Source organism: uncultured Marinobacter sp., assembly GCF_963974375.1.
In the GTDB taxonomy this organism is placed as follows: Bacteria; Pseudomonadota; Gammaproteobacteria; order Pseudomonadales; family Oleiphilaceae; genus Marinobacter.
The window spans coordinates 1-12,373 of record NZ_CAXBDN010000120.1; the positions used below are offsets into that span (position 1 = coordinate 1).

The 12,373-nt window shown below is 54.5% G+C and carries 13 protein-coding genes and 3 pseudogenes; 9 read left to right on the top strand and 7 right to left on the bottom strand.

Annotation, left to right across the window (positions count from 1 at the left end):
• Window positions 1–1,024: pseudogene (locus AAC035_RS11460) on the bottom strand (flagellin); the annotation flags it as partial.
• Between the two features lie 381 nt (window positions 1,025–1,405).
• On the opposite strand from AAC035_RS11460, the gene AAC035_RS11465 reads away from it, so the two are divergent.
• Complete coding sequence (locus AAC035_RS11465; RefSeq protein ID WP_339804142.1) at window positions 1,406–1,624, top strand: HigA family addiction module antitoxin; 219 nt, start codon at window positions 1,406–1,408, stop codon at window positions 1,622–1,624.
• Window positions 1,625–2,057: 433 nt separating this feature from the next.
• Here AAC035_RS11465 and AAC035_RS11470 read toward each other — a convergent pair whose 3' ends face one another.
• Entirely contained in the window at window positions 2,058–3,029 is a 972-nt protein-coding gene (locus AAC035_RS11470; RefSeq protein WP_339804105.1) for a transposase, read from the bottom strand.
• Window positions 3,030–3,299: 270 nt separating this feature from the next.
• Here AAC035_RS11470 and AAC035_RS11475 point away from each other — a divergent pair, with 270 nt between their 5' ends.
• The gene (locus AAC035_RS11475; RefSeq protein WP_339804108.1) at window positions 3,300–3,677 is read left to right on the top strand and encodes a hypothetical protein; all 378 of its coding nucleotides are present in this window, start codon (window positions 3,300–3,302) and stop codon (window positions 3,675–3,677) included.
• Between the two features lie 2 nt (window positions 3,678–3,679).
• Window positions 3,680–4,042, top strand: coding sequence for a hypothetical protein (locus AAC035_RS11480; protein ID WP_339804112.1), 363 nt, complete (start codon window positions 3,680–3,682; stop codon window positions 4,040–4,042).
• A 416-nt stretch (window positions 4,043–4,458) separates the two neighbouring features.
• On the opposite strand, the pseudogene AAC035_RS11485 reads toward AAC035_RS11480, so the two are convergent.
• Window positions 4,459–5,521 (bottom strand): annotated as a pseudogene (locus AAC035_RS11485) (IS110 family transposase).
• Window positions 5,522–5,733: 212 nt separating this feature from the next.
• On the opposite strand from AAC035_RS11485, the gene AAC035_RS11490 reads away from it, so the two are divergent.
• From AAC035_RS11490 to AAC035_RS11510, 5 genes are all read left to right on the top strand, one after another.
• Complete coding sequence (locus tag AAC035_RS11490; protein ID WP_339804115.1) at window positions 5,734–6,012, top strand: type II toxin-antitoxin system RelE/ParE family toxin; 279 nt, start codon at window positions 5,734–5,736, stop codon at window positions 6,010–6,012.
• Window positions 6,013–6,024: 12 nt separating this feature from the next.
• Window positions 6,025–6,324, top strand: coding sequence for a HigA family addiction module antitoxin (locus AAC035_RS11495; RefSeq protein ID WP_339804118.1), 300 nt, complete (start codon window positions 6,025–6,027; stop codon window positions 6,322–6,324).
• Window positions 6,325–6,519: 195 nt separating this feature from the next.
• Window positions 6,520–7,446 (top strand): hypothetical protein, encoded by a 927-nt coding sequence (locus tag AAC035_RS11500; RefSeq protein ID WP_339804121.1) that lies wholly within the window; start codon window positions 6,520–6,522, stop codon window positions 7,444–7,446.
• 213 nt (window positions 7,447–7,659) lie between these two features.
• A complete protein-coding gene (locus AAC035_RS11505; protein WP_339804123.1) occupies window positions 7,660–7,899 on the top strand; it encodes a type II toxin-antitoxin system prevent-host-death family antitoxin in 240 nt (79 codons plus the stop codon).
• 1 nt (window position 7,900) lies between these two features.
• Window positions 7,901–8,287, top strand: a complete 387-nt coding sequence (locus tag AAC035_RS11510; RefSeq protein ID WP_339804126.1) for a type II toxin-antitoxin system VapC family toxin — start codon at window positions 7,901–7,903, stop codon at window positions 8,285–8,287.
• A gap of 22 nt (window positions 8,288–8,309) precedes the next feature.
• Here the strand turns inward: AAC035_RS11510 and AAC035_RS11515 are convergent, their stop codons facing one another.
• Together AAC035_RS11515 and AAC035_RS11520 are read right to left on the bottom strand one after the other, a co-directional pair.
• Window positions 8,310–8,564: a BrnA antitoxin family protein gene (locus tag AAC035_RS11515; protein ID WP_339804129.1), complete on the bottom strand. Its 255-nt coding sequence runs from the start codon at window positions 8,562–8,564 to the stop codon at window positions 8,310–8,312.
• Window positions 8,548–8,820 (bottom strand): annotated as a pseudogene (locus tag AAC035_RS11520) (BrnT family toxin). The gene AAC035_RS11515 and the pseudogene AAC035_RS11520 overlap by 17 nt, the downstream one beginning before the upstream one ends.
• Window positions 8,821–9,172: 352 nt before the next feature.
• On the opposite strand from AAC035_RS11520, the gene AAC035_RS11525 reads away from it, so the two are divergent.
• Window positions 9,173–11,035 (top strand): flagellin, encoded by a 1,863-nt coding sequence (locus tag AAC035_RS11525; protein ID WP_339804132.1) that lies wholly within the window; start codon window positions 9,173–9,175, stop codon window positions 11,033–11,035.
• Between the two features lie 84 nt (window positions 11,036–11,119).
• Here the strand turns inward: AAC035_RS11525 and AAC035_RS11530 are convergent, their stop codons facing one another.
• Window positions 11,120–11,407 carry a type II toxin-antitoxin system ParD family antitoxin gene (locus AAC035_RS11530; RefSeq protein WP_339804136.1) on the bottom strand — a complete coding sequence of 96 codons (288 nt, stop codon included), beginning with the start codon at window positions 11,405–11,407 and terminating at the stop codon, window positions 11,120–11,122.
• 84 nt (window positions 11,408–11,491) lie between these two features.
• On the bottom strand, window positions 11,492–12,373 hold an 882-nt coding region (locus AAC035_RS11535), incomplete at its 5' end, for an SDR family NAD(P)-dependent oxidoreductase (RefSeq protein WP_339804139.1).

Genomic DNA, 12,373 nt, shown 5'->3' on the forward strand with positions numbered 1-12,373 from the left:
CGCCTGCCTCTACCGCAGGTACTTCTGCTACACCCGAGGTAGCGCCTGCTGTCGGGGTTGCTGTGTTGACAGCGGTGAATGCGTCACCACTTGGCGTTCCAGCTCCTCCAGTTACTTGAGCGAGGGTAAAGTTAGTGCCATCAGCTCTGGAGAATGAGATTGTACCGCTAGCGACAGCATCAGCAATTGTGTCTCCGCCAGTGTCAATCGTGAAGCCGCTGACCGTAGTAGTAGTAGTGCCATCGGCACTAAAGCCCAAGCCCTCAATAGCGTCTGAGAGCTGAGTATCGGTCAAAGTACCGCTAGCCAATACAGTTTGTTCTGCACCTGTAAGGGTGGTTGTGCCATCACTCAATGAAACGTTAAAGGTGATTGGATCACTGGTACCCGTTTCGCTCACCGCCCCAGCATTGAAGCTGATCGCACCGGAGTCAGCAGCAGTTGCCGGAGTGCCTGGAGTGCCTCCAACAAAGGTCGCGCTCAGGTCAGAAGCACTCAAGGATGCTTTCGCCCCAATCGAGTCACTGCGAGCGCTATCACTCAGATCAAGGTTGATTACCTCACCAGCATTCGCACCTACCTGAAAACCGGCGGTCTGGAACGAACCATCCAGAACTTTCAGCCCGTTGAAGGACGTCTGAGACGCAATCCGGTCAATCTCCTCAATACGCTGCTGCACTTCGGCATTCAGCGCCTCGCGGTCAGACGTGTTGTTGGTGGAGTTAGCGGACTGAACAGAAAGTTCGCGAATCCGCTGGAGGTTGTTGGTGATTTCGTTAAGAGCACCCTCAGCGGTCTGCGCCAGTGAGATGCCGTCGTTGGCATTACGAGTCGCAACGTTCAGACCGGAGATCTGGGAGCTGAAACGGGTAGAGATGGCGAGGCCAGCGGCATCGTCTTTGGCAGAGTTAATGCGCAAACCAGAGGACAGACGCTGGAGAGCCTGATCATTCTGACCCTGGGACTTGCTCAGTTGGTTCTGAGCATTCAGTGAGGCTACGTTCGTGTTGATACCGAGAGCCATGCTACTTCTCCTTCGACATTAAGTGTCGTTTCATCGTGGAAAAGGTCAGGCGCCCATTCTTTGGTTTGGTAGCGCCGCCCTGTTGCTTCAGTTAACGGCGCTTCGGTGGGTTCCTTTAGAAAAAAAACGGGGGTTTTTGTAAAGGAATGTAAAAGAGGGGCATAAGGGGCGAGATTTTCGGTCTGGCTTAGGGAAAGAAAGGATGTTTTGCTTCCGACACCACAGAAGGACATGGAATAGAAGAATAGAATCGGACACCTCAAAATTTCCCGAAGAACGCTCTAGCGAATCCATCACCATCATGACGCTTGCCGTTAAACAGTACACTGTGTAGAAATTGTCGATTACCATTGAGGAGGACAAGTCATGATTCAAAATGGAATGCTCCCCATTCACCCTGGCGAGATCATCCGGGAAGAATATCTGGAGCCCACAGGAATGAGTGTCAGCGCTCTGTCCCGCTCGCTGCATGTTCCAGTGACCCGGATCAACGAGATTGTCAGGGAAAATCGTGGCATAACCAGAAGCTCCGGCATAGACAGGCACTCCCAAAGAAGAGAACTCGCTACCCTCTCCCTAACATCGACAGCGGCCGTCTAAAAACACCACTCCTGACCTCTTTGGCCACAATTTTACCAACTTCGCCAAAATCCGGCCTGTTTACCCGAATTCAGGCCAAGCGAAGCCCCCGGCTATTGGCCCGTGCGTTGTTTTCGCTCTTTTGGGTGGGGATCAGGCCGCTCGTCGTCGCCTGCTCTGCTCCGCCCGCTGGTTCTGCGCATAGCGGGCCTCAAATTCGCAGGCTTCACTGAGCCACTCGCCCTGAAGCTCCGGCATAGACAGGCACTCCCAAAGAAGAGAACTCGCTACCCTCTCCCTAACATCGACAGCGGCCGTCTAAAAACACCACTCCTGACCTCTTTGGCCACAATTTTACCAACTTCGCCAAAATCCGGCCTGTTTACCCGAATTCAGGCCAAGCGAAGCCCCCGGCTATTGGCCCGTGCGTTGTTTTCGCTCTTTTGGGTGGGGATCAGGCCGCTCGTCGTCGCCTGCTCTGCTCCGCCCGCTGGTTCTGCGCATAGCGGGCCTCAAATTCGCAGGCTTCACTGAGCCACTCGCCCTGGGATAGCCCCAGGCGGGTGAGGATCGGGGGTATGGATGTGGGTATTGCGGCGCGCTTTGTTGGATGAATGATCCGGCCAGTGTAGTCCACCAGTTCCAGATAATCTCTCAGGCTGAATAGAATGCCGCGCTGCAGTTCGTTCCGTTCATTGCCCTCAAAGTTCAGCAGCGGCTTGAGCGAGACTGGAAACTGACGCAGGTAACGGGAATCCACTTGGCTCTGAATGGCCTGTACCAGGTCAAACTTTGGGTTCAGGCGCTCCTTGATACTGGTGTGGTCAGACGCCTCTGGTGTCTCTGCCATAGCGGCTCGTACCGGGTTCAGATCTACATAGGCCATGCAGCTCAGTAGAGCCTGATCGGATAGCAATGCTTGTGACTTGAAGCGGGACTCCCAGAAGTGGCCAGTGCAATTATCTTCCCGATTGGCCTCCCGGGCGATTGGCTCATTCAGGCACTTCATGAACCAGCTCAGGTCGCCAAGGCGTTTGCGGTAGATGGCAGTGGTGCGATCCAAAAAGCGACGCTCAGCAGCGACAAGCGGCTCCCCTTTCAGGTGCCGCTGAACGATGAGTGGCCCCCGATAAAGACTGCCCCAGCGTTCCAGTACTTCCTCGTCTGTCCACGCTTCGCTCTGTTCCGGGCACAGTTTCACCACCAGGTGGTAGTGGTTCGACATCACGGCGTAGGCGCAAAGGTCGATGGCAAACAGGGATGCCAGCAATCGAATTCGTTCTTCTATCCGGTGGCGCCGATGTTCGTAATCCGTGCCAGTTGTCCGATCATAGCCGCACAGGAAGGTCCGGCGAACGCAACGGGACACGACGTGATAATAGGGAGTATCGCTGATCGAGATGAGCTGTTCGCGGGGACGAGGCATGGAAATCCTTTCCGGGTTGCTGGCCAGTCAGTAATCATCGGTCAATCTCCGGAATCGCTCAATATCGTGATTGGCGACGCAAACTAACAGGGTCATGCGTGGGTAGGCAGGCAGGCATCCATACATCCCGCCGGGAAAGGTAAGCATCGCCCCTCAATTCGAGCCGAAGAAGTAGCTCGTCCAGGAGAACTTTGCTAATTTCCTTTCTGGAAAATATGGACAACACCGCATGACAAGTCGCTGAACTACCTGAACAACAATACCTTCGGCATGCGCCAGACCACCAACGCGGCCGGCCGCACCGTGTGGGAGTCCATTCCTGTGGCCGATACAGCAGACGTACGAAAACTCACCAGGCTTGCCAAGGTCGCCCGGGTGGCCGGACCCGGGGTTATCGTGTTTGATGGCTACCTTCGTGCCAGCAGTGTTCACCATAGCTGGAAAAATAACGACCTCAATTGGCAGCGCAAAGCGGTTGTTGAGGGCACCTCTTTTGGAGCCGGCATCCTTTTGGGAGCTGCGATTGGCACCGTGATCGCTTTCACGCCTGTTGGGCTTGCTGTAGGCATAGTTGTCGCAGGTTCAGCGGCAGTCGGAGCAGATTATTTTATAAAAGGTCGCGTAGGGAAGCTTTATGACCGGTGGTGATCATGACTGATATGCCGTTGGACATCTTCTTTGCTTACATAATGGTTGGAGGCGTGGCAGCCATGTTCCTTGGATGTCTGCTCCTCAGACTCACGTTAACCCGTCGCCTGAAGAAAGTGCTGACAGCAACCGGAGACTACTGGGATAGCGGCACCCTTGATTTCGGCCTTATCAATACCACAATTTTTGCCTGGGCCTGCACAATGCCTTGGTTCCAGAAGCTTAAGAAATATCAACTGCTCTACCCTGACCTGGACGTAAGGTCCTTCGCGAACTGGTTTGAACGGGCTGCGGCCTATGGATATATCTACGGTGTAGTCGTGATTTTCCTTAGCATTCCTCTTTCTTACCTTTTCGAGTCATAGTCTTGATGAAACTGCCGGCTGAAGAAGAGTCGATACGCAGGTAGGGAAACGCCCCACAGGGACAGACACTGCCCCCCCCGATTATCTGGCAGTCGACACCCTTGCTTTAACATTCGGGAAACAACACGGGTATGGACAGCGCGGACATATATGGACGCCTCCCCGGGGTCAAGGGTGCCAGTCGATGAAGCGGGTGGTTCACGGACATATATCCGGCGTCGTTCTGGGGCGACTTGGTGCTGCGCCCCGCGCCTTGATGAGATCCGACCCCGACAGCCTATACAGGCACTCGTGCTGCAAAGCGACTTGTCCTCAGATCAGGCTCTTGCCAGGGCCGGGTAACCGGTTGCTTCATCCGTTGGCGGGTCTAACCCGGTGAGTTCATTCTCCTGATTTTGTGTCTTTCGTCGCTGGTTTCAGGCGACTGCTTTGCGGACGTCGAACGTCTCTCCATAGCGAATCACGCGCCATGCGATACGGGCGCATTTGTTGGCCAGGGCAACGATGGCCTTGTTGTGGCCACGCCGTTCCTTAAGGGCTATCAGCCAGTGCGCCAGTGGATCGTCTCGACGTATCGCTCGACGCATGACAGCCCTGGCTCCGTGTATTAACAGTGCGCGCAGTTCACGGTCCCCGTTTTTGGTGATTCCCAGCAGTCGTGTCTTGTCGCCGGAACTGTGCTGACGGGGCACCAGGCCAAGCCAGGCGGAGAAGTCTCGACCGCATCGGAACTGCTTACCAGAACCCACGGCAGCAAGTAAGGCAGCCGCTATGATCGGACCGATGCCGGGAACACTTTGCAGCCGCTATGATCGGACCGATGCCGGGAACACTTTGCAGGCGCTGCCAGTCCGGTGAATGACCTGCGAGCCGGGTCAGCCTCTGTGTGAGGTATTCGATTTTACGGTCCAGGACACGAAGGTCGTCTGCCATTGCCGCAATCATTTCGCGGGCGACATGAGACAGGTTATTGTCAGCATCCTCCAGCGCGCGTGGCAGTTGGATTCGAAGCTGGTGTAACGACTTAGGGAATGTCAGACCATATTCTGCAGCGATGCTGCGGATCTGGTTAGCCAGCGCCGTGCGGTTTCGTATGTGACGGCTGCGCAGCCGTTGAAGCAGCTGCAAATCCTGTTGCTCGACCGATTTGACGGGAACGAAGTGAATATCCGGCCGCTGAGAAGCCTCGCAGATAGCGCGAGCATCACAGGCATCCGTTTTGTTGACTCGCAGGAACGGCTTGACGTGCTGAGGCGGAATAAGCTGAACATTGTGCCCCATCGCCTGCAGGGTGCGACCCCAATAGTGCGCGCTGTAGCAGGCTTCCATTACCACCGGTACCTCTGGGTATTTGCGCAGCTCCGCCAGAAACTTTTCACGGGTCCGCTGACGGTTGAACACCACTTTGCCAGCCTGGTTCACACCGCAGATCTGAAAGACGTTTTTTGCCAGATCGATGCCAATCAGTTTAACTTGCATGGTGACGCCTCCTCTTTCGAGTGACTGGGTTTGACACCATAAGTTTGGCGCATTGCGACGCCGTCTCGGAAGGGGAGGCGTCCATCCCATCAGGCACTCCAAAAACCGGGGGGTTGAATCAGACACCTCAAAATTTCCCGAAGAACGCTCTGACAAACTCATCACCACCATAACGCTTGCCGTTAAACGATAAACGGTATAGCATCCTTTACATGATCAGATCATTTCGTTGCAAAGAGACCCAGGCTCTGTTCGAGACTGGTAAGACTCGCCACTTTTCGGCCATAAAAAATGCAGCCGAACGAAAGTTGATCCTGCTGCAGACAGCCGAAACGCTGGATGACCTGAAGTCACCACCCGGGAATCGACTTGAGGCCTTGAAAGGCGACCGGATTGGCCAGTATAGCATTCGGGTTAATCAGCAGTGGCGGGTTTGCTTTCGATGGACTGCCGATGGGCCTGAGGATGTAGAAATTGTCGATTACCATTGAGGAGGACAAGTCATGACTCAAAACGGAATGCGCCCCATTCACCCAGGCGAGATCATCCGGGAAGAATATCTGGAGCCCACAGGAATGAGCGTCAGCGCTCTGTCTCGCGCGCTGCATGTTCCAGTGACCCGGATCAACGAGATTGTCAGGGAAAATCGTGGCATAACGGCTGATACCGCCCTGCGACTTGCCCGCTATTTCGGGACGAGTGAGCGCTTCTGGCTCAACCTGCAAGTCGAGTATGAGCTTCGCAAGGCGCAGATAGACAAAGGCCCGCAAGTGCGCAAAGAAGTCCAGCCGCATGAGGCCTGAATTAGGCAGGCAAGTGTTCGGCGACAAATAGGATGACCGGTCGTATTGCCGCAGCAGTTTATTGACGCGGGTCTAACAAGGACGCACCAACATCCCTAAGTCATACATCAATAACTGTATATATAGCCAGTATTTTGTTGACAGTACAATGCCAGCCACCGAAAATATGCTCAGGCTCGCCAAGGACTCACTACTATGCCACGGAACAAGGCAAGAACCAGCCATGACCAGAATTTCAAGAACCTGATTCTGGACTACCCGATACAAGCACTGCAGCTGTTCAGCCCCGAAGAAGCATCCAGTCTGGATGAGTCTGTCCGGATCGTACCTATACGGCAAGAGCAACTGAAGGAGCGTCTGGGTGATCGCTTTCGCGAACTGGATATACCGCTTTTAGCAGAGTGGCCCGATGGCCGTCGCGAAGCCCTGCTGTTTATACTGGAAGAAGAAACCAACCCCAATCGCTTCTCAATCCATCGCCTGGCTCACTACTGCCTGGATGTAGCAGACCTGTGCCAGACCAGCCGCATTGTGCCAGTGGTGATTTTTCTGAACAGCAACGGTAAAGAATCGACGGAACTGACACTGGGTAGCGAACGATACACCTACCTCAGCTTTCATTATTTGCGCTGTGCCCTGGCAGAGATGAAGGCGGAGGATTACTGGGAGAGCACCAACCTCATCGCCCGGCTGTGCCTCAGCCTGATGAGCTGGAGCCAAAGCCAGAAACTGGAAGTTTATGCCCGGGCCACACAGGGCCTGACCACTTTGGAATCCAACCCGGAAAAGCAACTGAAGTATCTGGACTTTATCGACATCTACTCAGCCCTGGATGATAATGAAATGGAACAGTATCAAGCAAAGTATCCGAAGGAGACCAACACCATGGCTAGCTTGAGCGACCGGCTCCGTGCCGAAGGATTGGAACAGGGATTGGAGAAGGGTATGGAGCAAGGAATGCATCAAGGCGTGGAAGGCACTTTGAGAAAGCAGATCCTGCTGAAATTTGGACAGGTTCCGGTTTGGGCCGACGAGCGCCTGACCAAAGCCACCGATGAGCAGCTCGATCAATGGGTGGCTCGGATTTTATCCGCTGAACGCATCGAGGATCTGTTTGACTGACGCAGGCCCCGCCCCATAGGGACAGACACCGCCCAAGCCCCAATTATCTGGCAGTGGACACCCTTGCTTTAACATTCGGGAAGCAACACGGGAATCAGAGCCCGGAATCCAGACATTCCATGTAAAAGCAGCAGGTCCGCTGCTCTTATCGTAGATCCGTTTCGGCCAACCAGATAAACTAAGTCCAATGAACTAAGTTGGAAGGTAATTGCCATGGAATCTGTAAATATGCACGAAGCCAAAACCCGGTTGTCACAGCTGGTTGCCCGTGCAGCAAAAGGGGAAAGCTTTATCATCGCCAAGGCGGGAAAGCCCGTTGCCCGTGTCACCGCTATTGATAGCCCAGAGCCAGATCAACAAAAGCGTATTGGCTTTATGGCAGGCGAATTCAACGTTCCTGAAGATTTCGACCGGATGGGCCAGGACGAAATAGCAGGGATGTTCGGAGCGTGACGTGAATTTACTCCTGGACACCCACATACTGCTATGGGCAGCGGCAGAGCCTCATAAGCTATCGCCCGAGGCATCCGCTCTTATCGGCGACCACAAAAATACCCTGTATTTCAGCGCAGCCAGCGTTTGGGAAGTGGTCATCAAGAATGGGCTGGGCCGGCCGGATTTCCAGGTTGACGCCCACCTGCTGCGCCGCGGCCTTGTGGACAATGGCTATCTGGAGCTGCCTATCACCTCTCAGCACACGCTTGCTGTCAGTCACTTGCCGGATATTCACAAGGATCCGTTCGATCGTATTCTGGTTGCCCAGGCCGAATCCGAGGGCTTTTTGCTGCTGACAGCAGACGAATTGGTAGCGGGTTACCCCGGGCCTGTTCGGCAGGTTTAGTTTTTGGGAAATAAGGCAGGAATCAGTGCCCGGAATCCTGACGCTCCATGTATTGCCGCAGCAGTTTATTGATGCGGGTCTGATAGCCCTTACCCTGAGCCTTGAACCATTCAAGAACGTCTTCATCAAGTCTAATGGTCACTGACTTTTTGGCAGGCAAGCGAAGTTCCGCCCTTTCAAAAAAGGCATCGTCCAGCTCCGGAATATCGCTGGTATCGATCGCCTCATCATCCATGTCGGCGAGTCGCTTCCAGTCTGTTCTAGATGCTTTGTTCATAACGCCGTACCTCTGATTTTGTTGCTTTGCGGGCGGAGATAATCCGGACTACGTCACCGCGCCGCTCAGTGTATACCACCACTCCAATCATCTGCCGAACCAGTCCAATGGCCACCCAGCGCGGCTCACCATAGCCGTAGCGATCGTCGATCGCGGTCAACATAGGGTGGCTGAATATATCGATTACATCGCAGAAATCGATTCCGTGCTTGCGAATGTTGGCTGCATTTTTCGAGGCATCTCACTCAAAATGCATGACACGTCCTTGTATTTACATTTGTAGTTACATCGTAATGGATTTCGTAACCGCAGTCATCCCAAGAAAGGCAAATCGCGGACAGTCACCGCTTGCCTCCCCCACATACGCCTAAAAAAGCGGCAACCCCATTCCGCCGTCCGCGGCAGAAAACCGGCAGACTGTCCCAACCATTCGTTTACCTCGCCAACATTTCCCCATATTTTTCATAACTATAAAACCATTTCTGAAAAACTGGCACAGCCTTCGCTTAAGTTCCTGCAAAACGGCAATTCCACGAATTTCCGCCGGCACGGCGTCCCCTCTTGATCGGGCACTGGGTTACCGGCATCTCTGAGCAGGGAGAATGAACATGCCTCAGGTCATTAATACGAACATCGCTTCGCTGAATGCCCAGCGGAATCTGAACGCTTCACAGGCCGACTCCAATGTTGCCCTGCAACGACTGTCGTCAGGCTTACGCATCAACTCGGCCAAAGACGATGCAGCAGGCCTGGCCATTTCCGAGCGGTTCCAGTCGCAGATCGCGGGTCTTAATCAGGCGCAGCGAAATGCCAACGACGGTATCTCTCTGGCACAGACGGCTGAGGGCGCGATGGATGAAATCACCAATAACCTGCAGCGAATTCGGGAATTGGCAGTACAATCTGCCAACGCCACCAACAGCATTTCTGACCGCCAGGCTCTGAATCAGGAAGTCCAACAGCGGATTGAAGAGATCAACCGGATTGCCAGCCAAACCTCGTTTAACGGCTTGAAAGTGTTGGACGGAACGTTTGCTACGCAGACCTTCCAGGTGGGAGCCAATACCGGGGAGACTATTGCTATTAGCGGTCTGGATTCTCGTGGGAGTCAGATAGGTACGGTTTCGAAAGAGACTGATGAGCTATCAGGATTCACCATCACACCCGCAGGCTCCGTGGATACGGAAATCGATCTCAGTGCATCGGGCCTGGATCTGGGCGGTGGTCAGGATGTATCCGGCACCGTAACCATTAGCGGCATTGAGATTCCAGTTAACGTAACGTCAGCCGCTGGCGCGGGAGATATCGCCGCAGCAATCGATTCCGGCATTGCAGCAGCGAAGCTGGTTACCGGTTATAACGGGCAACTCGACGGCATTACTGTGGCTGGAGACAACGGGACCGGAATCATTACCTTCACCAATGATGAAACCAATGATTTGACTGCAAACTTCGATTTGACAGATAACACCACCGCGTCAGCTCAGCAAGCCTCATTTACTTCAGCTGCTGTCGTAAGCGGCACTCCCTCCACAGCTATCGATATTTCCGCCGGCTCCGGATATAGTTTTGCCAATGGCGGTGTGATAGAGATTGATGGTGTAACTGAACCCGTTGTTATTGAGGCTAACCAGACCACCACCCAGATCGCAGACACTCTTCAGGCAGCGTTGCGACTGGCGACTACGGATACAACCCTGACAGTTACCGACACAGCGGGCTCGCTCACTATCAATACAACGGTGGCTTCACCCGGCACGACAGTTCCTGCTTTCACGATTGACAGCAACGATGTCGGTAACACCTACGCTCCCGGCGACCAAATTATCAACGCCGCCCTCTCGGAAGCAAAAACATTAGGCTCTGCTTTTGAAAACCGTGAAACCTACGATTTTAATGTGGATATCAACGGCACCGTCTTTAATTTTGAGGGCATGGGGTCCCTTAATGATGTCGTTAGCCAGGTCAACGCGGAATCCAATAATACCGGGATCAAGGCAAATCTGAACGCGGACAATGATGAAATAATCTTCTCATCACAGTTCGGCGAGGCGTTTACCATTGATATTCAGGCTGATCTGGATGGCGACGGTACCTTCGACCCGGCAACGGAAACTTTGAAATCCGTTGTCGCAACGGTAGAACTCAATACAACCTCAATGAACGATTTGGACATCTCCACCCGTGAGGGCGCAGACCTTGCCATGATCGCCGTAGACTACGCCATAGATACCATCAACGGTTTCCGCGCGGAACTGGGCGCCGTCCAGAACCGCTTCGAGTCCACCATCGCCAACCTGAGCACCACCTCGGAAAACCTCTCGGCCTCCAACAGCCGGATCCGGGATGCGGACTTTGCGGCAGAAACCGCCGAACTGGCTCGCACCCAGGTGCTGCAGTCCGCAGGCCTGTCGGTACTGGCCCAGGCCAACGCGAGGCCGCAGCAGGTACTGCAGTTGCTGCAGGGCTAATAGCGAAGTTCAGAAAAAGGAAGGCCGGGCAATTGCCCGGCCTTCCTTTTTCTGTTCCATCTTCCTCGCCCGCTCTTCCGGACATCAACCATCAATCCCTTTCGACAATATCATTTTAGCCCTCTCCTCCAGGTACTCAGAGAATTCATCGGACGTAAACGTCATCGTACGGCCCTCCTCCACATCCTTCAGGCCGACGTTGACGGCTTCACGAAGAGCCTGCAGCTTGTCTTCATAGACCGCCTCAGCTTCCTCAATCATTCGAAGTCCTGCGCGAACTACTTCACTGGCATTCTGATATCGCCCTGACGCCACAAGACTCTCAATAACCTGCGTCTGGTGATCCGTTAACACCACATTTCTGGTAGCCATGCTCCACCTCCCCAATCTGTTATTGGCATAATATGCCAACCAGCAGTTATTGCAAGATTGGGAAGGCCAGGGCGTGGTTGCCCCCTACCAATGCACCCCCCGCATCAACGCCGCAAAGGCCATCTGCTCGCTGGTCACCTGGTTTCTCCGGCTGCTGCCCGCCGCACTGGAATCCGGAAACATCTTGAAGCCAGTGTTCATCACGATTTCGCCCAGCTTGGGCGCAATGGCGTGGGTCACCTGGGCGAATACCCCCAGTCGGGTGGCGATGCGTTTGGGGCGGTGGATAATGGCCTGTACCACCATGTCGGCGGCTTCGTCCGGGGTCAGGGTGGGTACGGAATCGTAGATCTTGGTGGGGGCAATCATCGGGGTTTTCACCAGCGGCATGTTGATGGTGGTGAAGGTAACGTTGCGGTCCGACCATTCCGAGGCGGCACAGCGGCTGAAGGCATCCAGCGCGGATTTTGAGGCCACGTAGGCGGAGAACCGGGGCGCATTGGTGAGTACGCCTATAGATGAGATGTTGATGACATGGCCTTTCTTGCGGGCCAGCATGGTGGGCGCAAAGCCCATGATCAGCCGCACCGAGCCGAAATAGTTCAGCTGCATGGTGCGTTCAAAGTCGTGAAAACGGTCAAAGGACAGGTTCAGGGCGCGGCGTATGGAGCGGCCGGCGTTGTTGATCAGCACATCGATATGCTCATGCTCCTTGAGCACCTCCGCCACAAAGCGGTCGCACTCCTCCATTTCCGCAAAGTCGCACTGAATGGCGTGCACGGTGGCGCCTCTGGCCCGCAGTTGCTCTGCCACTTCCTTCAAACGCTCCGGCTTGCGGGCGCCAATAACCAGGGACGCACCGGCGTCTGCGAGCTTTTCCGCCGTTGCCAGGCCAATGCCGGAGGTGGCGCCGGTAATCACACAGACTTTGCCGGCAACGGCGCCGCGCAGGGTGCGGTCCTTGAA